This is a genomic window from Marinobacter salinexigens (genome assembly GCF_008370345.1).
In the GTDB taxonomy this organism is placed as follows: Bacteria; Pseudomonadota; Gammaproteobacteria; order Pseudomonadales; family Oleiphilaceae; genus Marinobacter; species Marinobacter salinexigens.
Window position 1 is genome coordinate 261,931 of the sequence record NZ_VTUU01000004.1, and the last position, 23,772, is coordinate 285,702.

A 23,772-nucleotide genomic window follows, 5' to 3' on the forward strand; every position below is an offset into this window, starting at 1 on the left:
GGCTCCATGTGGTCATCATGTTGAGGGAATTGCATGAACCTGGTTTATAAAAATGAAAAGCCGCTACTAAGAATAGCGGCCGTGTTTTCGGCTGTGATCTGGCTGGCGCTGGTTGTTGGTACCTTTGGAATTGTACTGCTCTATCTGTTGCTCGGTTACCTCTTTTTCCTGTTTGCGCATTCTGCGTTTATTTCCCATTTGAAAGGCTCGGGCGTAAGAATAACGGCAGAGCAGTATCCAGATCTGCACGAGCGGTTGGTTCGTTGCTGCGAAAGGGTGGGTGTCAAGGATGTCCCGGAGGCCTACCTTCTGCGCACCGACTTCTTCAATGCGCTGGCTACGAAGTTTCTTGGTCGGCATTTCGTCGTGATCTTTACGGATGTCATTGATGCGCTTGAAGATCAGCCTGGAGCTATAGATTTCTATATCGGGCACGAATTGGGGCATATTCACCGTAAACATCTCACATGGCGTACCTTCCTTATGCCTGGGTCGTTGCTTCCGGTGGTCGGGCCTGCATTGCGGCGTGCCGAAGAATATACCTGTGATCGCTACGGTGTTGCATGCTGTGAGTCGAGCGCAGATATCAGGGCAGCTATTGCCGCCATAGCTGCCGGTGACACTCGCTGGAAAACCATTAACGTTGACGCCTACATTGGGCAGGTTCAGGCCACTAATGGGTTCTGGATGTCGTTTAACGAGCTTACCGGCGATTATCCCTGGCTGACAAAACGCATGGCGACCGCAGTTGCGTTGGCGGAGGGAAGGGAGGTCCATCATCCGCGGAGAAGCCTGCTGGCCTGGATGTTGTCCCTGATGGTGCCCAGAGTGGGCGGTGGTGCTGGCGGAGCCGCGTCGTTGCTTGTTACCGTTGCGATTATTGGTGTGCTTGCGGCCGTCGCGATTCCTGCCTACAAGGAGTATCAGGAACGGGCTCGCTTTGCGATAGGTTATAGCGAGGCACTGAGCATTCAGGAGCAGGTAACGAACTATGCCTTTGAAAATGAAGCCTGGCCGGAGTCCATGCTTGATCTGGGGTATCCTGAGCCACTGGTTGAAAATACCCAGAGCAATTTTTCTATTGATCTTTACGATGGCGGAATGATCGGTGTCGAGATGGGTGTAGACGCCGATGGCGAGCCGGAATACATCGTTCTCGAGCCTACCTATTCGGAAGGTGACATCACCTGGTCCTGTTACGGACAGAATGTGGAGTCGAAACTTCTGCCTGGTGACTGTCAGTAATGGAATATCAATGTTTGCAGGAGATATTCTGCTGATCGTCAGAAACAGGAAGGCCGCTTAAGAGCGGCCTTTCTGTTTCCGGAAAAGAAGTCTCTGCGAGGCTTACTTCTTCGGGTAGTCGCGCTTTTCGGAGCCGGTGTACAGCTGACGAGGACGACCAATGCGGTAGTTGCCGCTGACCATCTCGTTCCAGTGAGAGAACCAGCCAATGGTACGGGCCATGGCGAAGATCACTGTGAACATGGAGGTCGGGATACCGATGGCTTTCAGGATGATGCCGGAGTAAAAGTCGACGTTCGGGTAGAGCTGACGCTGAACGAAGTACTCGTCTTCCAGGGCAATCTGTTCGAGGCGCTGGGCGATCCGAAGGAGTGGATCGTTTTCCAGGCCCAGTTCCTGAAGAACTTCGTGCGCAGTTTCGCGCATAACCTTGGCGCGCGGATCGAAGTTTTTGTAAACCCGGTGGCCGAAGCCCATCAGGCGGAACGGATCGTCTTTGTCTTTGGCCTTCGCAATGAACGTTTCGATGTTGGCTTCGTCACCGATCTCGGCCAGCATGTCCAGTACGGCTTCGTTCGCGCCGCCGTGAGCCGGGCCCCAGAGTGCTGCGATGCCGGAGGCGATACAGGCGTAAGGGTTAGCGCCGGTAGAGCCAGCCAGACGAACGGTCGATGTGGACGCGTTCTGCTCGTGGTCTGCGTGCAGGATGAAGATCTTGTCCATGGCCTTGGCCAGGATCGGATTGGGCTTGTACTCCTCGCAAGGAACACCAAACATCATCTGCAGGAAGTTTTCGGAGTAGGACAGGTCGTTGCGCGGATACATGAACGGCTGACCCAGGCTGTACTTGTAACACCAGGCTGCGATGGTGGGCATTTTGGCAATCAGGCGATGGGCGGTGATTTCGCGCTGATGCACGTCAGTGACGTCCATCTGGTCGTGATAGAAGGCGGACAGAGCGCCAACAACGCCACACATAATCGCCATCGGGTGCGCATCACGGCGGAAACCGTGGAAGAAGTTGCGCATCTGGTCGTGCAGCATGGTGTGGTTCTTGATGGTCTCGTGGAAGCGCTTGTTCTCTTCCTCGGACGGCAGTTCTCCGTGCAGGAGCAGGTAGCAGACTTCAAGGTAGTCTGAATGCTCGGCGAGCTGATCGATAGGGTAACCGCGGTGCAGGAGAACGCCTTTGCCGCCATCAATGTAGGTTATGGCTGATTCGCAGGCTGCTGTGGATACGAATCCGGGGTCGTAAGTGAAAACGCCTTCCTGGACTAGGCCTCGTACGTCGATAACGTCAGGGCCGACGGTGCCGGAATAAACCGGTAGCTCAATGGTAGTGTCTCCCATCGAGAGCGTGGCTTTCCTGTCGGTCATGGTGCTCTCCTATTTATCAGCTTGAAACAGCTTTTTCTGCATTTATAGATGCGCTAGAAGGCGCGTATTATCGCAAAACTGGCGGGAAAATATAGGGCGTTGGCTTTTTTTGTCAATGGAAGAGGGTGGAAAACTCATTTTTAATAAACTCAAGTAAATCCGTGATAACCCGAATGACGGCCTTTTCGGGCAGAAATATATTTTGTCAATAGTCCTTATAGCTGCCGTTGTGCCTGCAAAACCGCGGTGGGGGCCGTATTGCAGGTTTGTAATTACTAGGGCTACTCCTTATAATCCGTAGCCCGGAAACGGGGATACACCCGGTTGCTGGTGACGCCAGTCGGCAGATTCAACCGGTGTAAGCCTCCCTCCTGAGCCAATCGTGTGCCGGTTTCGTATCTGCACGCTGATCCTTACATACCAACTAACCGCTGCCGGTTTCCGGTCCTGCGGTACCAAGAGAGAGTGTGAGAGCGCTGTGAATAGCAAACGACCAGTAAATCTCGATCTCGGCAAGTTTCATTTTCCACTGCCAGCCATAACGTCCATATTGCACCGCGTAAGCGGCATCATCATTTTTGTTGGTGTTGCCTTCCTGCTGTACGGACTTCAGCTTTCCCTGTCCGGGGAAGATGGCTTCGGTCGTGTGAGTGAACTGCTGGACAGCTTCCTTGCCAAGCTGATTATCTGGGGCATCTTGTCTGCTCTGCTTTACCACCTTGTTGCAGGTATCAAACACCTGTTTATGGACATGGGTATTGGTGAAGATCTTGAGAGCGGCCGCCTCGCCGCGAAGATTACTATTGTGGTTTCCGTCATTCTCATCGTTCTGGCAGGAGTCTGGGTATGGTAAACAGCGTCACGAACCTGGGTCGCAGTGGAGTCTTTGACTGGCTGATCCAGCGGGTAACTGCCTACGTATTAGCGTTGTACACAATCTTTCTGCTTGGCTTCATGCTGACATCAGATGTGAATTACGAAACCTGGTCTGCTCTGTTCGGCCAGACCTGGTTCCGGATCTTCAGTCTACTGGCTCTCGTGTCCCTCGGCGCTCACGCCTGGGTTGGTCTCTGGACCGTTACTACCGACTACATCAAGTCCATGGGCCCGCGATTCCTGGTTCAGGCAGCGTGTGGATTGACCATGTTCGTGTATGTGGTCTGGGGCATTCAGATTCTTTGGGGGCTTTAATCAATGTCTAACATCAAGACCATGTCTTATGACGCGATTGTTATCGGTGGTGGCGGTGCTGGTATGCGAGCCGCCCTGCAGCTGACCGAATCCGGTATCAATACCGCGTGTATCACAAAAGTATTTCCAACCCGCTCGCACACTGTGTCCGCCCAGGGCGGTATTACCTGTGCGATCGCAAGTGCTGATCCCAATGATGACTGGCGCTGGCACATGTACGATACCGTCAAGGGTTCCGACTATATCGGTGACCAGGACGCGATCGAGTACATGTGTTCTGTAGGCCCTCAGGCTGTTTTCGAGCTTGAGCATATGGGGCTGCCGTTCTCCCGTACTGAGCAGGGCCGTATTTACCAGCGTCCGTTTGGTGGTCAATCCAAGGATTTCGGTAAGGGCGGTCAGGCCGCTCGTACCTGTGCTGCTGCTGACCGTACTGGTCACGCGCTGCTGCACACCCTTTATCAGGCCAACCTTAAGGGCGGTACCACCTTCCTTAACGAGTGGTATGCTGTTGATCTCGTCAAAAACAGCAAGAACGAAGTGGTTGGCGTCGTAGCCATCGAAATCGAGACCGGTGAAGTTGCTTACGTTAAATGTAAGGCGACTGTCCTCGCGACCGGTGGTGCCGGCCGTATCTACTCCTCTACAACCAATGCCCTGATCAATACCGGTGACGGTATCGGTATGGCCCTGCGTGCAGGCTACCCGGTTCAGGACATGGAAATGTGGCAGTTCCACCCGACCGGTATTCATGGCGCTGGTGTTCTGGTTACTGAAGGTTGTCGGGGTGAGGGTGGTTACCTGATCAACTCCGAGGGCGAGCGCTTCATGGAGCGTTACGCTCCCAACGCTAAGGATCTGGCGGGTCGTGACGTTGTAGCCCGTTCCATGGTTCTGGAAATCCTTGAGGGTCGTGGTTGTGGCCCAGAGAAGGATCACGTTCTCCTCAAGCTCGACCACCTTGGTGAAGAAACGCTTAACCTGCGTCTGCCGGGTATCTGTGAGTTGTCCAAGACATTTGCTCACGTTGATCCTGTTAAGGCTCCGGTTCCTGTTGTTCCGACCTGCCACTACATGATGGGCGGTATTCCGACCAACGTTGGCGGCCAGGCACTGACTCAGGACGAGAACGGTAATGATCAGCCGATCCCTGGCCTGTTTGCCTGCGGTGAAGCTGCGTGTGTATCTGTTCACGGCGCGAACCGCCTGGGCGGTAACTCTCTGCTGGATCTCGTGGTCTTCGGTCGTGCGGCTGGCCTGCACATTGAAGAGCAGCTTCGTGGCGGCTTTGAGGTTGATGGCGCCAGCGAGGACGACATCAAGCGTGCCATGGCTCGTCTGGACCGTCTGAACAGCGCGTCCGATGGTGAAGATGTTGCTCAGGTTCGTAAGGATCTCCAGAACTGCATGCAGCTGTATTTCGGCGTATTCCGTGACGGCGAAAGCATGGAGAAGGGTCTGAAGATGCTGGAAGAGATCGGTGAGCGCGTTCGTAAGACGAAGCTGACTGACACCAGTAACGCCTTTAATACTGCCCGCATCGAGGCACTGGAGCTGGACAACCTGTTTGAGGTTGCCTACGCGACAGCCAAGTCTGCTATCGAGCGTAAGGAAAGTCGCGGTGCGCATGCCCGTAATGACTTCACTGAGCGTGATGATGAAAACTGGCTCAAGCACTCCATGTACTTCCCGCTTGAGAAGCGGGTTGGTAAGCGTGATGTGAACTTTGCTCCGAAGACCGTTGAGACCTTCGAGCCGAAGATCCGGACTTATTAAGGGGGTAGTACGAAATGTTGGTAAGCCTATACCGTTACAATCCGGAAACCGATAACGCCCCTTACATGCAGGACGTTGAGATCGAGTTGCCGGAAGGCAAGGACCTGATGGTTCTGGATGTCCTGGCTCTGGCCAAGGAAAAAGATTCCACCGTTGCTTATCGTCGTTCCTGCCGTGAAGGTGTTTGCGGTTCCGACGGCATGAACATGAACGGCAAGAATGGCCTGGCCTGTATCACTCCGGTATCGGATGTGGTCAAGAATGGCAAGCTGGTTCTGCGTCCTCTGCCAGGTCTGCCGGTCATCCGTGACCTGGTTGTTGACATGAGCCTGTTCTACAAGCAGTACGAAAAGGTCATGCCGTATCTGGTCAACGACAAGCCGGCGCCTGCCATTGAGCGTCTGCAGACTCCGGAAGATCGTGAGAAGCTGGACGGCCTGTACGAGTGTATCCTCTGTGCATGTTGTTCTACTTCCTGCCCATCTTTCTGGTGGAATCCGGACAAGTTTGTTGGTCCTGCTGGTCTGCTGCAGGCATACCGTTTCCTGGCTGATAGCCGGGATACAGCCCAGGCAGATCGTCTGGCAAATCTGGATGATCCGTTCAGCGTATTCCGCTGCCGGGGCATCATGAACTGTGTCAGCGTTTGTCCGAAAGGTCTGAACCCCACAAGGGCTATCGGCCATATCCGGAACCTTCTGTTGCAACGGGCTACTTAAGCAGCAGGATTCTCAGCAAACGCTATACTGTTCTGACCAGGCTAGCACCTCGGAGGCCCTGCAATGGCGCGGGGCCTTCAACCAAAGGCTTATAGTCATAAGTCTTAGAGGGGTGCACACTACGCAAGCCGTCGCGGGAGCTTAAGAGGCTCTCAACGGATTGCCGAGTATAAAAACCACTGGGGATAGGAAAACATCCATGTCGTGTGTGGTGGTTAAAGTCACGCCGTAATAACGCGTATTGACTGAGAATTACCCCTGACCGACCATACCGGCTCCCCGCACCAGCCCAAGGTGAGCTATTCACATGCACGAAAGCATCATGGAGCAGTTATGGCAGACTTCCCACCTGCAGGGTGGAAATCTTGCCTACGTTGAACAGCTTTTTGAGACCTACCTGACAGACCCCAACGCCGTACCGGAAGAGTGGCGCAGCTATTTTGAAAAGCTGCCGAGTGTCGATGGCTACCAAGGCCAGGACGTCGTTCACTCTTCAATTCGCGAACAGTTTGAGCACATTTCCCGTAACCAGCGTTTTCTGGCATCCAGCGGCGTTCCCGCCAGTGCCACATCTGATGCAGACAAGAAGCAAATTCGCGTTCTGCAGATGATTAACGCTTACCGTTTCCGCGGACATCAGGAATCCAAGCTTGATCCACTCGGCGTATGGCAGCGTGAACCGGTAGAAGATCTCGATCCCAAATTCCACGAACTCAGCGATGCCGATCTGGATCTCGAATTCCAGACTGGTTCTCTGAGCTTCGGGTCCGAGACGATGAAGCTCTCGGATATTGTTGAAGGACTGCGCAAGACCTACTGCCAGAGCATTGGCGCTGAGTATATGCATGTCGTCGACACCCGTATCAAGCGCTGGTTCCAGCAGCGTATGGAGCCGGTACGCTCCAGGCCGGAGTATGAGGCGTCAACCCGCAAACACGTCCTTGAGCGCCTGACAGCAGCTGAAGGGCTGGAAAAATACCTCGGCTCCCGTTACCCCGGTGTTAAGCGTTTTGGTCTGGAAGGTGGTGAAAGTCTCATCCCTTGCCTGGATGAGCTTATTCAGCGTGCGGGTTCCTATGGTGCGAAAGAAATCGTTCTGGGTATGGCTCACCGTGGCCGCCTGAACGTACTGGTGAATACACTCGGCAAAAACCCGAAAGAACTCTTCGATGAGTTCGAGGGTAAGAAACTGGCGGATTCCGGCTCCGGGGACGTCAAGTATCACCAGGGCTTCTCTTCCAACGTCATGACGCCGGGTGGCGAGGTTCACCTGGCAATGGCGTTTAACCCATCTCACCTCGAAATCGTGTCTCCGGTTGTTGAAGGGTCAGTCCGTGCCCGTCAGGATCGCCGTGGTGATACCGATGGCAGCCAGGTTGTTCCGATTGTCATGCACGGTGACGCGGCGTTTGCCGGTCAGGGCGTTGTGATGGAAACCTTCCAGATGTCCCAGACCCGGGGCTATGGGGTAGGCGGCACCATCCATATCGTCATCAACAATCAGGTAGGCTTCACAACCAGCAAGCAGGAAGATGCCCGTTCTACAGAGTACTGTACGGACGTCGCCAAGATGGTTCAGGCTCCGATCCTGCATGTGAACGCTGATGATCCCGAGGCGGTATTGTTCGTGACCCAGATGGCCATGGACTACCGCAACGAATTCAAGCGTGACGTGGTTATCGATCTGGTTTGCTACCGTCGTCGCGGTCACAACGAGGCGGACGAACCGGCGGCAACCCAACCACTGATGTACGAAAAGATCCGCAAGCTCAAAACGACTCGTGGTCTGTATGCCGAAGAGCTGGTAGCTGCGGGCGTGATCACAGAAGAAGAAGCCAAGCAGAGCGAAACCGAATACCGTGACGCGCTGGATAACGGCGAACACGTGGTCAAGTCTCTGGTCAAAGAGCCCAATAAAGAGCTCTACGTTGACTGGACTCCCTACCTGGGACACGAGTGGACAGCCAAGTGTAAGACCAGTGTAAACCTCAAGACCGTCAAGAAACTCGGCAAACAGATCACATCTGTACCGGAAGGTTTTGTGGTTCAGCGTCAGGTGTCAAAGATCGTTAATGACCGCGAAAAAATGACCGCAGGTGCTCTTGGGCTGAACTGGGGTTACGGTGAGATGCTGGCCTACGCCTCTCTGCTGAGCGAAGGCCATCCGATCCGGATCACCGGTCAGGACGTTGGTCGTGGTACTTTCTCCCACCGTCATGCGGTTCTTCACAACCAGAAAGACGGTTCAACCCATATCTCCCTTCAGCATATCGCAGATGATCAGCCGAGTTTCCAGCTTTACGATTCTCTGCTGTCTGAAGAAGCGGTTATGGCCTTTGAGTACGGCTATTCGACCACCGCACCTAACGGACTGGTAGTCTGGGAAGCTCAGTTCGGCGATTTTGCCAACGGTGCTCAGGTCGTTATCGACCAGTTCCTGACCAGTGGTGAGCACAAGTGGGGCCGTCTGTGTGGTCTGACACTGTTGCTGCCGCACGGTTATGAAGGGCAGGGGCCAGAGCATAGTTCTGCACGCCTTGAGCGTTACCTGCAGTTGTGTGCTGAACACAACATCCAGGTCTGTGTTCCGAGCACGCCGTCTCAGGTGTTCCATATGCTTCGTCGTCAGGTCAAGCGCCCGTTGCGTAAGCCGCTGGTCGCGATCACGCCGAAGAGCCTTCTGCGACACAAGGAAGCTGTTTCAGATCTGGACGACCTGACGTCAGGTACCTTCCAGACCATATTGCCAGAGAAGGAGCCTTCCGATCCCAAGAAGGTTACCCGTTTGATCATGTGTAGCGGTAAGGTCTACTTTGATCTTCTGGAGAAGAAAAAAGCTGACGAACGTGATGATGTTGCCATCATCCGTATCGAGCAGTTGTACCCGTTCCCGGCAGATGACCTCGACGAATTGCTGAGCCAGTATCCGAAGCTCAAACACGTTGTCTGGTGTCAGGAAGAGCCGATGAACCAGGGTGCCTGGTACTGTAGTCAGCACCATATGCGCAATGCACTGCAGCGCCTGAATCCAAAGCTGTACCTTCAGTATGCCGGTCGTGATGCTTCGGCTGCTCCTGCCTGTGGCCATATGTCGGTTCACATTGAAGAGCAGAAGAAACTGGTTAACGACGCGTTTGAAATCTGACGAGCTACCGAACTAAGGAATTGTAATGTCAACTGAGATTAAATCCCCCGTTTTCCCGGAGTCGGTCGCAGAGGGTACCGTCGCGACCTGGCACAAGCAGCCGGGTGAAGCCTGTTCCCGTGACGAACTGATTGTCGATATCGAAACCGACAAGGTTGTCCTTGAAGTTGTTGCACCTGCTGATGGTGTGATCGAGGAAATCCTTAAGGGCGAAGGCGACACCGTCGAGAGCGGTGAAGTAATCGGTAAGTTCAAGGCAGGTGCGGCTGGCGCGGCCAAGCCGGCAGAAAGCAAGCCTGCTGCTGAAGAAGCACCGGCTGAAGCACCTGCGGCAGCGTCTGGTGATGCAATCCTGAGCCCGGCAGCCCGTAAGCTTGCCGAGGAAAACAGCGTTGATCCGAGTGCTGTAAAAGGTACTGGCAAAGATGGACGTGTCACCAAAGAAGACGTTCAGTCTTTCATCGACGGCAACAAGGGTCAGGCAGCAGCCAAGCCTGCAGCTCCCGTTGCTGAGGTGAATGTTGCTCAGGGCGAGAAAGTTGAAAAGCGTGTACCGATGACCCGCCTGCGTGCGAGCATCGCCAAGCGTCTGGTCGATGCGCAGCAAACTGCCGCGATGCTGACCACGTTCAACGAAGTGAACATGGCTCCGATTATGGAGCTGCGTAAGCAATACCAGGAAAGCTTCGTGAAGCGTCACGGCATCAAGCTGGGCTTCATGTCGTTCTTCACCAAAGCAGCAACCGAAGCTCTGAAGCGATTCCCTGCGGTTAACGCTTCTATCGACGGTAACGACATGGTTTATCATGGTTACCAGGATATCGGCGTTGCCGTATCTACCGACCGCGGTCTGGTTGTTCCGGTTCTTCGTGATTCCGATGCGATGGGCCTGGCCGATATCGAGAAGAAGATTGTCGAGTACGGCACCAAAGCGAAAGAAGGCAAGCTGGCTATTGAAGAAATGACCGGTGGCACCTTCACCATCACCAACGGTGGTATCTTCGGTTCACTGATTTCTACTCCGATCCTGAACCCGCCTCAGACTGCAATCCTGGGTATGCACAAAATCCAGGAGCGCCCGATGGCGGTAAACGGTAAGGTAGAGATCCTGCCGATGATGTACCTCGCTCTGTCATACGATCACCGTATGATCGACGGTAAGGAAGCTGTGCAGTTCCTGGTTGCTATCAAGGAAATGCTCGAAGATCCCGCACGTATCCTGCTGGACGTGTAAACCGACACTCAACGAATCAGTAAACGGGATAAATTATGTCTGATAAGTACGACGTCATTGTCATCGGTGCCGGCCCTGGCGGTTACGTAGCAGCTATCAAGGCCGCGCAGCTCGGGCTGAAAACCGCTTGCGTCGAGTCCTGGACGTCCGAAGATGGCAAGAGCCAGGTACTGGGTGGTACCTGCCTGAACGTGGGATGTATTCCTTCCAAGGCACTTCTGGAAGTTACCCACAAGTTCGAAGAAGCCAGCCATGACTTCGATGGTTTCGGTATCCAGACCAGTGGCGTGAAAATTGACGTTGCCAAGATGATGGAGCGCAAGGGCGGCATCGTTAAGCAACTGACTGGCGGTATTGCTGGTCTGTTCAAAGCTAACGGCGTTACCTCTATCCACGGTCACGGCAAGCTGTTGGCCGGTCGTAAGGTCGAAGTTACCGATAAGGATGGCAAAACCTCTACCTACGAAGCGGACAACGTGATCATCGCGACTGGCTCCAAGCCAATCGAGATCCCGCCGGCGCCGTTTGACGGTGAGTACATCGTAGACTCCGAAGGCGCTCTGGAATTCCCTGAAGTGCCGAAGCGTCTTGGCATTATCGGAGCGGGCGTTATCGGGCTGGAGCTGGGCAGCGTATGGGCTCGCCTGGGTGCAGAGGTCACTGTTCTCGAAGCGCAGGATACCTTCCTGCCAGCCGTTGACCAGCAGATTGCCAAGGATCTGCTGAAGCAGTTCCAGAAGCAGGGCCTGAACATCATCACCGGTGCTCGCATGACCGGCGCTGAAGTCAAGCGCAAGCTGGTCAACGTGACCTACGAAGACAGCAAGGGCAAGCAGGAAGCCAAGTTCGACAAGCTGATCGTTGCCGTAGGTCGTCGTCCTTATACTGACGGAGCCCTCGCTGAAGATTCCGGCGTGAGCATGGACGAGCGTGGTTTCATCTTCGTTGATGACAACTGCAAGACTGAAGCTCCTGGCGTCTGGGCTGTTGGCGATGTGGTTCGTGGCCCGATGCTGGCGCACAAGGCATCTGAAGAAGGTGTTGTTGTGGCGGAGCGTATTGCTGGCCACAAGCCGCAGGTCAACTACGACTGCATCCCGAACGTGATCTACACCACGCCTGAAGTTGCCTGGGTCGGTAAGACTGAAGAGCAGGTGAAGGCCGATGGTGAAGAGTACAATGTGGGTACCTTCCCGTTCGCAGCAAATGGCCGGGCCATGGCCGCTAATGCGGCTTCGGGTATGGTCAAGATCATTGCTGATGCAAAGACAGATCGTATCCTTGGCTTCCACGTGAGTGGACCGCAAGCTTCTGAAATCGTTGCCCAGGGCGTTATCGCCATGGAATTCGGTTCCAGCGCTGAAGATCTGGCTCTGACCTGCTTTGCGCACCCGACTCTGTCCGAGTCTGTGCATGAGGCGGCGCTGGCCGTAGCTGGTGGCGCGATTCACGTCGCTAACCGCCGCAAGAAGAAGTAACGCAATTCTGAAATTCGGGGCGCCATTCGTGGCGCCCCGCTGCCATCATAAAGGCAGCTTTTCAGGCGCGTAACCAGCGGGTTCAGGCGATCCTTGGCCCGCTAAACAGAATTCGCTTAAGGTTCATCAATGGCGGTGGGCCAGCGGGTTCATTTCCGTACGTGGTTATCCATCAATAGACGGGACATTAACTATGAATTTGCACGAATATCAGGGCAAGCAGCTGTTTGCTGAATACGGCCTGCCCGTATCCCAGGGCATTGCCTGCGATACTCCGAAAGAAGCTGCTGACGCAGCAGACCAGATTGGCGGTGATGGCTGGGTTGTTAAAGCTCAGGTTCACGCTGGTGGCCGTGGTAAGGCTGGCGGTGTAAAGCTGGTCAAAAGCAAAGAAGAGATTCGCGAGTTTGCCGAAAAGTGGCTGGGCAAGAACCTGGTAACTTACCAGACTGACGAAAATGGCCAGCCGGTTAGCAAGATTCTGGTTGAATCCCTTACTGACATCGATCAGGAACTGTACCTCGGTGCCGTTGTTGACCGTGGCACCCGTCGTATCGTTTTCATGGCATCCACCGAAGGTGGTGTTGAAATCGAGAAGGTTGCAGAAGAGACCCCTGAGAAAATCCTGAAGGCAGAAATCGACCCGCTGGTTGGCGCTCAGCCGTACCAGGGCCGTGAACTGGCTTTCAAACTGGGCCTGGAAGGCAAGCAGATCGGTCAGTTCACCAAGATATTCCTGGGTCTGGCGAAGCTGTTCGAAGAATGCGACCTGGCACTGGTAGAAATCAACCCGCTGGTTATCACGCCGGCTGGTGATCTGCACTGCCTGGATGCCAAAGTTGGTATCGACGGCAACGCATTGTACCGTCAGAAGAAAATCCACGAAATGCACGATCCTTCACAGGAAGATGCCCGTGAAGCAGAAGCAGCCAAGTGGGAGCTGAACTATGTTGCCCTCGAAGGCAACATCGGCTGCATGGTTAACGGCGCTGGTCTGGCCATGGGTACCATGGACATCATCAAGCTGTCCGGTGGCCAACCTGCAAACTTCCTGGACGTAGGTGGCGGTGCTACTAAAGAGCGCGTTTCCGAAGCGTTCAAGATCATCCTGTCTGACGACGCTGTTCAGGCGGTTCTGGTTAACATCTTCGGTGGTATCGTACGCTGCGACATGATCGCGGAAGGCATCATCGGTGCTGTTAAGGAAGTTGGTGTTAAGGTTCCGGTTGTGGTTCGTCTTGAAGGCAACAACGCTGAGCTGGGTGCCAAGGTACTCGCCGAAAGTGGCCTGAACATCATCGCCGCCAGCAGCCTGGCGGATGCCGCAGAGCAAGTCGTTAAAGCCGCAGGGGGTAAATAATGAGCATCCTGATCAATAAAGACACCAAGGTTATCTGCCAGGGCTTTACCGGCGCGCAGGGTACTTTCCACTCTGAGCAGGCAGTTGCATACGGCACCAAGATGGTTGGTGGCGTTAGCCCCGGCAAGGGCGGCACCGAGCACCTGGGCCTGCCGGTATTCAACACCGTTCGCGAAGCGGTTGAGAAAACCGGTGCGGAAGCCACCGTTATCTACGTACCGGCTCCGTTCTGTAAAGATGCCATCATTGAAGCGGCCGACGCTGGTATTCAGCTGATCGTTTGCATCACTGAAGGTATCCCGACCATTGATATGCTGTACGCCAAAGAATACGTAGATCGTAAAGGCGTTCGCATGATTGGTCCTAACTGCCCGGGTCTGATCACTCCAGACGAGTGCAAGATCGGCATCATGCCTGGCCATATCCACAAGAAGGGCAAGGTCGGCATCGTGTCCCGTTCCGGTACCCTGACTTACGAAGCCGTCAAGCAGACGACTGACTTCGGTTTCGGCCAGTCTACATGTGTTGGTATCGGTGGTGACCCGATTCCTGGCTCCAACTTCATCGATATCCTGGCTCTTCTGCAAGAAGATCCGGAAACCGAAGCCATCGTTATGATTGGTGAAATCGGTGGTACCGCTGAAGAAGAAGCGGCTGCGTTCATCAAAGAGAACGTAACCAAGCCTGTTGTTTCCTATATCGCTGGTGTTACTGCGCCTCCGGGCAAGCGTATGGGTCACGCAGGTGCCATCATCTCTGGTGGTAAGGGAACTGCAGACGAGAAGTTTGCTGCCCTGGCAGACGCCGGTGTTACAACCGTGCGCAGTCTGGCCGATATCGGCAAGGCTCTGAAGGAAGTGACTGGCTGGTAAGCCCCTTCTTTCGTCAAAACCCCCGTTTCTGCTCTGCAGTGCGGGGGTTTTTTATTTATAATGCCGAATCGCCATGCGCATCATGGCCAGATAACATTTAAAAGAAGGAGTTCGCGCTTTGAGTTCTGTAGATTCCCAGCAAAGAGTTTTGTCCGGCATGCGTCCGACCGGCAAGCTTCACCTTGGCCACTACCATGGTGTGCTGAAAAACTGGGTGAAACTTCAGCACGAATTCGAGTGCTTCTTCTTTGTAGCTGATTGGCATGCGTTGACTACGCAATATGACGACCCCTCTGGGATTGAACAGAGTGTCTGGGACATGGTTATTGACTGGCTGGCGGCCGGCGTAAACCCGGGTTCCTCCACCATGTTTATTCAGTCTCAGGTGCCGGAACACGCAGAATTGCATCTGCTGTTGTCGATGATTACGCCGCTGGGCTGGCTTGAACGTATTCCCACCTTCAAGGACCAGCAGGAAAAGCTCCGGGAGAAAGACCTGGCGACCTACGGTTTCCTCGGCTATCCGTTGCTTCAGAGTGCGGACATTCTGATGTACCGGGCAGGTAAAGTACCTGTGGGGGCAGACCAGGTATCCCACGTGGAAATTACCCGTGAGATAGCGCGGCGCTTCAATCATATTTATGGCCGCGAACCGGGCTTTGAAGAACAGGCGGAAACCGCCATCGGCAAGATGGGCAAGAAGAACGCCAAGCTTTACCGGAATCTGAAAAAGCGTTATCAGGAAGAAGGTGACCTCGATGCGCTCGAGACCGCCCGGGCTTTGCTGAAAGAACAGCAGAACATCTCGTTGGGTGATCGGGAGCGCCTCTATGGCTATATCGAAGGTGGCGGCAAGGTCATCCTGCCGGAGCCGCAGCCCCTGCTGACTCCAGAATCGAAAATGCCGGGCCTTGATGGACAGAAGATGTCCAAGTCGTACAACAATTACATCGGTCTTCGGGAAGAGCCGGACACTGTTGCCCAGAAAGTCCGCACCATGCAGACCGATCCGCAGCGTGTACGCCGGACCGATCCGGGTGACCCGGAGAAGTGCCCGGTGTGGGGCATGCACAAGATCTATTCTGATGGCGAGACTCAGGAATGGGTGCAGAACGGCTGTCGTAGCGCCGGTATCGGCTGCCTTGACTGCAAAAAGCCGCTGATCGATGCCATCATCGAAGAACAGCGGCCTCTGCATGAACGAGCCCGGGAGTATGAAAGCAACCCCGACCTCGTTCATTCGATTTTGCAGGAAGGTCGCGAACAGGCAAGGGACGCAGCCCGGGATACTCTGGACGAAGTCCGCGCAGCGATGGGCCTGGGCTATCGCTGATCTGACGTCTGGCAGGTATAGTCAGCGGAAATGAAGTCCTCCTCCGGAGATAGGGCATGACGGACGACACCACGGTTACGGCAGACGTTGCAGAAGACGTCCAGGCATCAGAGCAGTCTCCGCTTGCACTGGTGTCGGGCAAGCCGGTGGTGGATCTACCGAAGGATCTCTACATTCCGCCTGATGCCCTTGCGGTGTTTCTTGAAGCTTTCGAGGGCCCGCTGGATCTTCTTCTGTACCTGATTCGACGCCAGAACATGGATATTCTGGACATTGATGTCAGTGAAATCACTCGCCAGTACATGGACTACATTGATGTGGTGGAGTCCATGCGCTTTGAGCTGGCCGCTGAGTATCTGGTGATGGCAGCGACGTTGGCGGAGATCAAGTCGCGGATGCTGTTACCTCGTCAGGCCAGTGAAGACGAGGAAGAGCTGGACCCCAGGGCTGAACTGATCCGACGCTTGCAACAGTATGAGCGGTTCAAGAAAGCCGCTGAAGATATTGATCAGATGCCTCGTCTCGAACGGGATAATTTTGTGGCATCTGCTTCGTTGCCCAAACTGCCATCCAGCCAGCCCCATCCCGATGTTGATATGAAGGAGTTGCTGCTGGCCCTGCGTGGAGTTTTGCAGCGGGCTGACCTGTTTACCAGCCACCAGGTGGAACGGGAAAAGCTGTCTACCCGGGAGCGGATGTCGGCGATACTTTCGGTGCTTCAGGACGACCGTTTTGTCAGCTTTGAAAGCCTGTTTACTCCAGAAGAAGGCAAGCTGGGTGTGGTGGTGACCTTTCTGGCTACCCTTGAGCTGGTCAAGGAGCAGTTGATCGAAGTGGTTCAGGCCGAAGTCCTGGGCCCCATTCATGTCAGAGCCAGGTCAACAGGCTGATACCCGGCGGTACGAGAATAACCGGAACTGGATTAACGGATATGAATGATGAACATCTGAGGCGAATTCAGGCGATTACCGAAGCGGCATTGCTGGCGGCAGGCAAGCCTCTGTCCCTAGAGCAGCTTCGTGAATTGTTCACCGAAGATGAGCGGCCGGCAAGGCAGGTGATGGAACATGTGATGGCTTTGCTGGAGCAGGCCTGCGAGGGAAGGGGCTTTGAACTGCGCCAGGTGGCCAGTGGCTACCGTCTTCAGGTACGAGAGGAATATGCCTCCTGGGTAGCACGATTGTTTGAAGAGAAGCCCCAGCGATATTCCCGGGCGTTGCTGGAAACCCTGGCACTGATTGCCTATCGTCAGCCTATTACCCGGGGTGAAATTGAAGATATACGGGGCGTTACGGTAAGCAGCAATATCATTCGCACACTACTTGAGCGAGAGTGGGTGCGTGTTGTCGGGCATCGCGATGTTCCCGGACGGCCCGCGATGTATGCCACTACCAAGCAGTTTCTGGACTATTTCAATCTGAACGGTCTTGACCAGCTGCCTCCACTATCCGAAGTGCGGGATCTTGAGGAGATTGGCCGGGAGATTGAAAAGAACATGCAAGCGGAAATCGAGTTTGAATCTCCTGAAAGCGACGATTCAGACGAAAAGACACTTCATTGACACGGCCAGCGTGTCTCTCAGTAAAGGATTTGATTCATGGCGTCAGAACGCCCGAAAAAGCCCGTAGATGGTTCAGAGACTCAGCAGGAGCCGGAACGTATCCAGAAGCTTCTGGCCCGTGCAGGTGTTGGTTCCCGTCGGGAAGTTGAGGGCTGGATTGAAGCTGGCCGGCTAACGCTGAATGGAGAACCGGTTTCTCCGGGGCAAAAGGCCACCGTTGACGATCATATCGAGCTTGATGGCAAGCGCCTTGAAGTGTCCTCGGCAGCAGAAATCGTCCGTCGGGTCCTGATCTACAACAAGCCGGAAGGTGAGGTGACTACCCGCAAAGACCCGGAGGGACGCCCGACGGTGTTTGATCGCTTGCCGCGCCTCAAAGAGCATCGGTGGATTTCCATCGGCCGCCTTGATATCAACACCACGGGGCTCGTCCTTTTCACAACAGACGGCGAGTTGGCCAACCGGCTGATGCACCCATCCCGTCAGATTGATCGTGAGTATGCGGTGAGGGTCTTTGGTGAGGTCGATGACGCGATGATCGGGCGCCTGCTTGAAGGTGTCCTGCTTGAAGACGGCATGGCGAAATTTACGGACGTGTCGCCGGCCGGCGGAAGTGGTATGAATCGCTGGTTCCATGTCACGTTGCTTGAAGGTCGTAATCGGGAAGTTCGCCGTTTGTGGGAATCTCAGGGGGTGAAGGTCAGCCGACTCAAGCGGGTAAGGTACGGCTCTACCTTTTTACCGAGCCGACTCACGCTCGGAAAGTGGGAAGAACTTGATCAAAAGGCGGTAGACGCTCTGAGTCGATCCGTGGATCTCGCGCCGGTCGCCATTCCACAGAAGACCCCGAACGAGAAGGCGGCCCAGGAGCGCCAACGCCGTAAAGCTCCTGCAAAAGCGGGCCGAAAGGCAGGGGGCAAAAGCTGGCAGGTCAGCGATAGCAAGCCTGTCAAATCTCCGGGCAAGCGCCGGGATAGTCGGGATAGCGCCCGCAAGCCAGCTTCCAAACACCGTTAACTGATTGAGGCAAACACCCGGGTGCAGTTACGTCCCAGGTGTTTCGCCTGATACAGCGCTTCGTCTGCCCGGGCGATCCATTGTTCGGTCGTCTCTCCATGGAGATGAGTGGCTACACCGCAACTCGTGGTCACCGAGAGCGTGGTGTCGCCGCAGTCTATCCTGATATTGCCAATCGCTATACGAAGCCTTTCTGCTACGTCCCGGGCATCCTTCCCTCCGGTTAACGGCAACAGCACTGCAAATTCCTCACCCCCGAAGCGGTAGATCGTATCCGAGGTGCGCAAGGAGCGTTCCATGGCCTCTGCCGCCATCCGTAACACGTGGTCTCCGACAACGTGTCCATGGTTGTCGTTGATCGTCTTGAAATGATCCAGATCGCACAAAATGAGCGAGTATTGCTGATTGTGCCTCTGGGCCAACTGGTTGCAGCGGGCCAGTTCCTCATCCAGCGCTCGCTTATTGGCCACGCCGGTCAGGGCGTCTGTCAGGGCAGCCTGTTCAATGGCCAGGTACTGGCAAGCATTGCGCAGCGGGCAGATTGCCACGCTGATGATGGTTTCTACACCCTGCAATTCTTCCTCGCTGAAGCGCTGTCTACGGTTCAGGGGCAGCGTGCCATAACAGTTGCCCTCAAGATTGAGACGATATTCACAGCGATGTGGACCACCCATGCCGGTGGAAAATACGAAATCCTGACGGTTGATCCGGTGACGGTAGTTCATGGAATCAAATGGGATTATCTGGCCGAGCTCCTCAGCAAGAATGCCCAGTTGTGTTTCCAGTGCCAGAGTGGTGGACAAGCGACGGGTGAGTCGGGTCAGCACGTCCGGCGCAGAGACCCATTCCTGATGAGCCTGGCACAAATCGGCGAGCTTTTTGGGCTGCGAAGCAGAGCGCTGGATAGTCGGGATATTTTTCACGTGAGTGTACTCGGTCGCTGACAGATTCAAAGGTGACTGAACATGTATTCAGCATATCCCGTGCCTAAATATATAAAGTACGTATAAACAATAAGATAAGCTGTAGATATCAAGTGAGTTCTAACAAAATTTCGGATTTTTGGCCTGAGCTGCCAAAAATCCGGCAGATAATTGCCATAGGGTTCTGGTGACCAATCAAAATGTCCGACAAGGGGGATTGGGATGCGGGTAGGCTGTGGTAAACTCGGCGCTTTGTAAGTCTGTCGTCTGCAAAGCGAGCACCAGGTTCTATGAGGTTTCAGGCCCCTGAAAGTCTGTCCGAGCAAATCGCCCAGCATCTTGGTCAACGGATCGTTACCCGGGAACTGAAGCCGGGGCAGCGTATTCAGGAACTCAAAGTCGCCGGGGAGCTGAATGTCAGCCGGGGCTCTGTTCGCGAAGCGCTGCTGATTATGGAACGACGGCACCTGGTCAATATCTTTCCCCGGCGTGGGGCGGTGGTCTCCAGTTTGACGGCGGACAGCGTCAATGCGTTGTACGATATGTATATCGATCTGCTGTGTATGCTGGGCAGGAAGGTGCTGGAGCGCTGGTCGGGTGACCAGCTCCGTGGGCTGATGGGGCAGGTACGCGAACTTCAGGCGGTGGTTGATGCCATTAATACCACCGGTGCCGATGCCGCTGAGAAGGTAATTGATGCCGGATTCGGGCTTATTCATTATGCCTACCGGCTGGTAGAAAATCCGTTTCTTGAAGAAACACTGGAAAATTTCCGTCCGGCCATAAGTCGTACCTATTACGTGACGCTGGATTATTTTCGTGAGGATATCGCGGCCACCGCGACGTTTTTCCGCCAGTTAGCGGACGCTGCAGTCAGTGATGATGCCGAAGGCCTTCAGTCCGTCATCCGGACTTTCGGTGAACATCAGAGGCAGCAGGTTCTCAAGATTCTCAGGGAGGAGGAGAGCGCCTGATATGCGCCTGAAATCCATCAAGCTTGCCGGGTTCAAATCCTTTGTTGACCCGACCACGGTGCCTTTTCCGACCAACATGACCTCCGTTGTCGGGCCGAACGGTTGTGGCAAATCCAACATCATTGATGCTGTGCGCTGGGTCATGGGTGAAAGTTCCGCCAAGTATCTGCGTGGCGAATCCATGACGGATGTTATCTTCAATGGCTCCAGTGCCCGAAAGCCAGTCGGCCAGGCATCCATCGAGCTGGTCTTCGATAACAGTGATGGTACAGCACCGGGAGAGTTTGTCAGTTTTAACGAAATCTCCGTGCGGCGAAGGGTGTCCCGGGAAGGGCAGTCCGAGTACTTCCTCAATGGTTCAAAATGCCGTCGGCGGGACATTACCGACTTGTTCCTGGGCACCGGCCTGGGCCCCCGCAGTTATGCCATCATCGAGCAGGGAATGATCTCCCGGCTTATTGAAGCCAAACCCGAAGAACTGCGGATCTACATCGAGGAAGCCGCGGGCATTTCTAAATACAAGGAACGTCGACGGGAAACGGAAAACCGTATTCGCCGTACCCAGGAGAATCTGGAACGCCTTACCGACCTTCGCGAGGAGCTGGGGCGGCAATTGCAGCATCTGGAACGCCAGGCAGCCGCTGCCGAGAAGTATAAATCGTACAAGAAAGATGAACGCCAGAAAAAAGCGGAACTGACTGTTCTGCGGTGGCGGGCGCTGGATGATGATCTGGAAACCTGGCGCGGAAAAATCCGGGATACGGAACTGGAACTGGAAAAGCATCTTACCGAGAGGGTCAATCTCGAGACGTCTCTGGAATCACTTCGGGAAAGCCATCACGACCGGACGGAGCATTTTAACCGCGCCCAGGCCCGCTACTACGAAGCGGGTGCGGACATTGCCCGTATCGAGCAGAGCCTGGAGCACCAGAAAGAGCGTAGCCGCCAGACCGCGGCAGAGCTGGATCAGGCGATGGCGAACCAGCGGGAGGTAAGCCGCGAACTGGAGCAGGACGAAGACAAACTGGCCCGGATCCAGGAAGAGCTGGACATGATGGAGCCGGAAATGGAATCTCTGGCGATCCGCTCCGAGGAATCCGGAGAAAAACTCCAGGTGGCGGAAGACGCCATGACACAGTGGCAGCATCAATGGGAGGCATTCAGCTCCCGCTCCTCTGATGCCCGAAGACAAGCCGAGCTTGCCGAGTCCCGGATTCGGTCAATCGAAGACTCTATAGAACAGCTGTCTGCCCGCCACCAGAAACTGCAGGACGAGCGAGCCCAGCTCGATGATCAGGTTGATCGTGCCGAACTCGAGGAACTGCTGGAGCAGCAGGAAACCCTGGAATTTCGTCGGGAGGAAGCCGCCGATCGGATTGGTGTCGTTCAGGAAGAGCTGCAGGATGCCCGTCAGGCTCAGAAGCTGGCAGAGCAGACCGTTTCCGAGCAGCGCCAGCGGGTTCAGTCGTTGCGGGCTGCGCTGGAGTCCCAACAAGCGATGCTTGATGAACAGCTGGGGAGTCAGGATAACGAACTGCAGGACTGGCTTTTGGAGCACGGTCTTACCGACTCTCCGCGGGTTGCCAGCCAACTGGTCATTGAAAGCGGCTGGGAGTTTGCGGTTGAACAGGTAATCGGCCGATTCATTCAGGGATTGTCTCTGGCAGGCATCGAACCGCTTAACGGAGCTTTCAGCCATGCTCCGAAGGGGCTTGCAGTAGTCGACGCGGCATCGGATTCGGGCGCCACCAGAACCGGGCTGGCAGCCAAGGTGTCCGGCGTTAATGGTGTAGCTTCTTTGCTAACGGGTATAGAGACCGTTGACACCTTGTCGGATGCGCTGGGGCTTCGCGCTACATTGAGCACGGGGCAAAGTGCAATTACCCCGGAAGGCGTGTGGGTTTCCCGGGACTGGGTACTGATGCCGAACTCTGATCAGGGGCAGGTCGGGGTGATTGAGCGTCAGAAGAAGGTCAAAGAGCTGACCGATCAGCTTTCCGAGGCGGAAGCCGCCTTTGAAGAGGCTTCCGGGCAGTTGGATGAACACCAGGAGCGTGCCGAGCGCGCAGAGGCCGCTCGCGAGGAGGCCCAGTCTGCTCTTGGCGATGCGGAGCGGGCGCTGAGCGGCTTGCAGTCACAGGTCAGTGGCTTGCGCGCAAGGGCTGAACAAATCGACGACCGCCTTGAACGCATCAGCGAGGATCTGGCGGATGTTGCCATGAACCGGGAGTCCCAGCAGGAGAGCCTGGAGGATGTCCGGGAGGAATGGCAGCAGGCCCTGATGGCGACCGAAGACAGTGACGAGGAAAAGGAGCGTCTTCTGGAACAACGGGACAGCCTGCGGGAGAACCTGGATCGTTTGCGTCAGGAGGCGAGGCACGACCGGGACCATTCCCACCAACTCCAGTTGCAGACACAGTCGCTCACGAGCCAGAGGGATGCGCTCAGGCAGACGATTGAACGGATGCAGCTCCAGAAAGAACGACTTGAAGAGCGGCTGGACATTCTCCGGGAATCCCGGGAGAGTGCTGAAGAGCCTATGGAAGATCTTCAGATGCAGCTGGAAGGCTTGCTTGACCGCCGAGTGGCTGAAGAAGAAAAGCTGGCTGCGGCGCGGGATGCACTGGAGGAAATCGACCGGGAGGTTCGTGACAAGGAGCAGGGCCGGACCGGCACCGATCACAGAATTCAGGATGTCCGTTCACGTCTGGAAAAACTTAAAATGGAGTCCCAGGCGCTGGAGATACGCTCGGGTAACCATCTGGAGCAGCTGAAAGAGCTGGACGTAAAACTTCAGGAAATACTGGAACAGTTGCCCGATGGGGCGAACGAGAAGGATTGGGCTGAAGAGCTGGAAAAGATCGGCAATCGTATTCAGAGGCTCGGAGCCATTAACCTGGCAGCGATTGAAGAATATCAGGTCCAGAGCGAACGCAAGACATACCTGGACAGCCAGCATGATGACCTGATCGAAGCTCTGGAAACTCTTGATAATGCGATTCGCAAAATCGATCGGGAGACTCGCCAGCGTTTCAAGGAAACCTTCGATCAGGTAAACGGTGGGCTGCAGGCTCTGTTCCCGAAAGTTTTCGGAGGCGGGAATGCGTACCTGGAATTGACTGGTGAAGACCTTCTGGAAACCGGTGTGGCGATCATGGCGCGGCCACCGGGCAAGAAAAACAGTACCATCCACTTGTTGTCAGGGGGTGAGAAGGCGCTGACGGCTATTGCGCTGGTATTCTCCATCTTCCAGCTCAACCCGGCACCCTTCTGTATGCTGGACGAAGTGGATGCCCCGTTGGACGACGCGAACGTGGGCCGTTATGCCAATATGGTCAAAGAAATGTCCAAACAAGTTCAGTTCATCTACATTACCCACAACAAGATTGCGATGGAGATGGCGGATCAGCTGATGGGGGTCACCATGCACGAGCCGGGCTGTTCACGTCTGGTTTCGGTGGATGTGGAAGAAGCCGCGGCCCTTGCCGAGGCCTGATCCGATGTCTGGGTAGAAAATCGGCAAGCATGACAAAAACGCCATCTGGCCCGGGTGTGCGTTGTATTCGT

The 23,772-nt window shown here is 55.0% G+C and carries 18 protein-coding genes; 16 read left to right on the plus strand and 2 right to left on the minus strand.

Features of this window, described 5'->3' with window-relative positions; translation table 11 throughout:
• Positions 1–33: 33 nt before the first annotated feature.
• A complete protein-coding gene (locus FWJ25_RS10830; RefSeq protein WP_149600297.1) occupies positions 34–1,245 on the plus strand; it encodes a M48 family metalloprotease in 1,212 nt (403 codons plus the stop codon).
• A gap of 102 nt (positions 1,246–1,347) precedes the next feature.
• Here the strand turns inward: FWJ25_RS10830 and gltA are convergent, their stop codons facing one another.
• A complete protein-coding gene (gltA, locus tag FWJ25_RS10835; protein ID WP_149600298.1) occupies positions 1,348–2,622 on the minus strand; it encodes a citrate synthase in 1,275 nt (424 codons plus the stop codon).
• A gap of 478 nt (positions 2,623–3,100) precedes the next feature.
• On the opposite strand from gltA, the gene sdhC reads away from it, so the two are divergent.
• From sdhC to rluB, 13 genes are all read left to right on the plus strand, one after another.
• On the plus strand, positions 3,101–3,475 hold the full coding sequence (sdhC, locus tag FWJ25_RS10840) for a succinate dehydrogenase, cytochrome b556 subunit (protein WP_149600299.1): 375 nt from the start codon (positions 3,101–3,103) through the stop codon (positions 3,473–3,475).
• On the plus strand, positions 3,469–3,813 hold the full coding sequence (sdhD, locus tag FWJ25_RS10845) for a succinate dehydrogenase, hydrophobic membrane anchor protein (protein ID WP_149600300.1): 345 nt from the start codon (positions 3,469–3,471) through the stop codon (positions 3,811–3,813). Before sdhC ends, sdhD begins: the two co-directional genes overlap by 7 nt.
• A gap of 3 nt (positions 3,814–3,816) precedes the next feature.
• Positions 3,817–5,589, plus strand: a complete 1,773-nt coding sequence (sdhA, locus tag FWJ25_RS10850) for a succinate dehydrogenase flavoprotein subunit (protein ID WP_149600301.1) — start codon at positions 3,817–3,819, stop codon at positions 5,587–5,589.
• A gap of 14 nt (positions 5,590–5,603) precedes the next feature.
• The gene (locus FWJ25_RS10855) at positions 5,604–6,308 is read left to right on the plus strand and encodes a succinate dehydrogenase iron-sulfur subunit (protein WP_149600302.1); all 705 of its coding nucleotides are present in this window, start codon (positions 5,604–5,606) and stop codon (positions 6,306–6,308) included.
• 307 nt (positions 6,309–6,615) lie between these two features.
• Positions 6,616–9,453, plus strand: coding sequence for a 2-oxoglutarate dehydrogenase E1 component (locus tag FWJ25_RS10860; RefSeq protein WP_149600303.1), 2,838 nt, complete (start codon positions 6,616–6,618; stop codon positions 9,451–9,453).
• A gap of 25 nt (positions 9,454–9,478) precedes the next feature.
• Complete coding sequence (gene odhB, locus FWJ25_RS10865; RefSeq protein WP_149600304.1) at positions 9,479–10,687, plus strand: 2-oxoglutarate dehydrogenase complex dihydrolipoyllysine-residue succinyltransferase; 1,209 nt, start codon at positions 9,479–9,481, stop codon at positions 10,685–10,687.
• Positions 10,688–10,722: 35 nt separating this feature from the next.
• A complete protein-coding gene (gene lpdA / locus FWJ25_RS10870) occupies positions 10,723–12,165 on the plus strand; it encodes a dihydrolipoyl dehydrogenase (protein WP_149600305.1) in 1,443 nt (480 codons plus the stop codon).
• A 193-nt stretch (positions 12,166–12,358) separates the two neighbouring features.
• Positions 12,359–13,525 (plus strand): ADP-forming succinate--CoA ligase subunit beta, encoded by a 1,167-nt coding sequence (sucC, locus tag FWJ25_RS10875; RefSeq protein WP_149600306.1) that lies wholly within the window; start codon positions 12,359–12,361, stop codon positions 13,523–13,525.
• Positions 13,525–14,397: a succinate--CoA ligase subunit alpha gene (sucD, locus tag FWJ25_RS10880; protein ID WP_149600307.1), complete on the plus strand. Its 873-nt coding sequence runs from the start codon at positions 13,525–13,527 to the stop codon at positions 14,395–14,397. Before sucC ends, sucD begins: the two co-directional genes overlap by 1 nt.
• A gap of 118 nt (positions 14,398–14,515) precedes the next feature.
• Positions 14,516–15,730 (plus strand): tryptophan--tRNA ligase, encoded by a 1,215-nt coding sequence (locus tag FWJ25_RS10885; RefSeq protein WP_149600308.1) that lies wholly within the window; start codon positions 14,516–14,518, stop codon positions 15,728–15,730.
• Positions 15,731–15,786: 56 nt separating this feature from the next.
• Positions 15,787–16,620, plus strand: coding sequence for a segregation and condensation protein A (locus FWJ25_RS10890; RefSeq protein ID WP_149600309.1), 834 nt, complete (start codon positions 15,787–15,789; stop codon positions 16,618–16,620).
• 41 nt (positions 16,621–16,661) lie between these two features.
• Entirely contained in the window at positions 16,662–17,291 is a 630-nt protein-coding gene (gene scpB, locus FWJ25_RS10895) for an SMC-Scp complex subunit ScpB (RefSeq protein ID WP_149600310.1), read from the plus strand.
• Between the two features lie 36 nt (positions 17,292–17,327).
• Positions 17,328–18,308: a 23S rRNA pseudouridine(2605) synthase RluB gene (gene rluB, locus FWJ25_RS10900; protein WP_149600311.1), complete on the plus strand. Its 981-nt coding sequence runs from the start codon at positions 17,328–17,330 to the stop codon at positions 18,306–18,308.
• Here the strand turns inward: rluB and FWJ25_RS10905 are convergent.
• Entirely contained in the window at positions 18,305–19,231 is a 927-nt protein-coding gene (locus FWJ25_RS10905; RefSeq protein WP_149600312.1) for a GGDEF domain-containing protein, read from the minus strand. The two genes, rluB and FWJ25_RS10905, sit on opposite strands and share 4 nt — an antisense overlap.
• 290 nt (positions 19,232–19,521) lie before the next feature.
• Here FWJ25_RS10905 and FWJ25_RS10910 point away from each other — a divergent pair, with 290 nt between their 5' ends.
• Both FWJ25_RS10910 and smc read left to right on the plus strand, forming a co-directional pair.
• Positions 19,522–20,205, plus strand: a complete 684-nt coding sequence (locus tag FWJ25_RS10910; RefSeq protein WP_149600313.1) for a GntR family transcriptional regulator — start codon at positions 19,522–19,524, stop codon at positions 20,203–20,205.
• Between the two features lies 1 nt (position 20,206).
• Positions 20,207–23,701, plus strand: coding sequence for a chromosome segregation protein SMC (gene smc / locus FWJ25_RS10915; protein ID WP_149600314.1), 3,495 nt, complete (start codon positions 20,207–20,209; stop codon positions 23,699–23,701).
• The last annotated feature ends 71 nt before the right edge of the window (positions 23,702–23,772 follow it).

Coding starts and splice junctions, on each gene's coding strand:
- lpdA (WP_149600305.1), top strand. CDS start 10,723: ATGTCTGATAAGTACGACGTCATTGTCATCGGTGCCGGCCCTGGCGGT.
- scpB (WP_149600310.1), top strand. CDS start 16,662: ATGAATGATGAACATCTGAGGCGAATTCAGGCGATTACCGAAGCGGCA.
- sucC (WP_149600306.1), top strand. CDS start 12,359: ATGAATTTGCACGAATATCAGGGCAAGCAGCTGTTTGCTGAATACGGC.
- sucD (WP_149600307.1), top strand. CDS start 13,525: ATGAGCATCCTGATCAATAAAGACACCAAGGTTATCTGCCAGGGCTTT.
- FWJ25_RS10855 (WP_149600302.1), top strand. CDS start 5,604: ATGTTGGTAAGCCTATACCGTTACAATCCGGAAACCGATAACGCCCCT.
- odhB (WP_149600304.1), top strand. CDS start 9,479: ATGTCAACTGAGATTAAATCCCCCGTTTTCCCGGAGTCGGTCGCAGAG.
- FWJ25_RS10890 (WP_149600309.1), top strand. CDS start 15,787: ATGACGGACGACACCACGGTTACGGCAGACGTTGCAGAAGACGTCCAG.
- smc (WP_149600314.1), top strand. CDS start 20,207: ATGCGCCTGAAATCCATCAAGCTTGCCGGGTTCAAATCCTTTGTTGAC.
- FWJ25_RS10830 (WP_149600297.1), top strand. CDS start 34: ATGAACCTGGTTTATAAAAATGAAAAGCCGCTACTAAGAATAGCGGCC.
- sdhA (WP_149600301.1), top strand. CDS start 3,817: ATGTCTAACATCAAGACCATGTCTTATGACGCGATTGTTATCGGTGGT.
- gltA (WP_149600298.1), bottom strand. CDS start 2,622: ATGACCGACAGGAAAGCCACGCTCTCGATGGGAGACACTACCATTGAG.
- rluB (WP_149600311.1), top strand. CDS start 17,328: ATGGCGTCAGAACGCCCGAAAAAGCCCGTAGATGGTTCAGAGACTCAG.
- FWJ25_RS10860 (WP_149600303.1), top strand. CDS start 6,616: ATGCACGAAAGCATCATGGAGCAGTTATGGCAGACTTCCCACCTGCAG.
- sdhD (WP_149600300.1), top strand. CDS start 3,469: ATGGTAAACAGCGTCACGAACCTGGGTCGCAGTGGAGTCTTTGACTGG.
- FWJ25_RS10910 (WP_149600313.1), top strand. CDS start 19,522: ATGAGGTTTCAGGCCCCTGAAAGTCTGTCCGAGCAAATCGCCCAGCAT.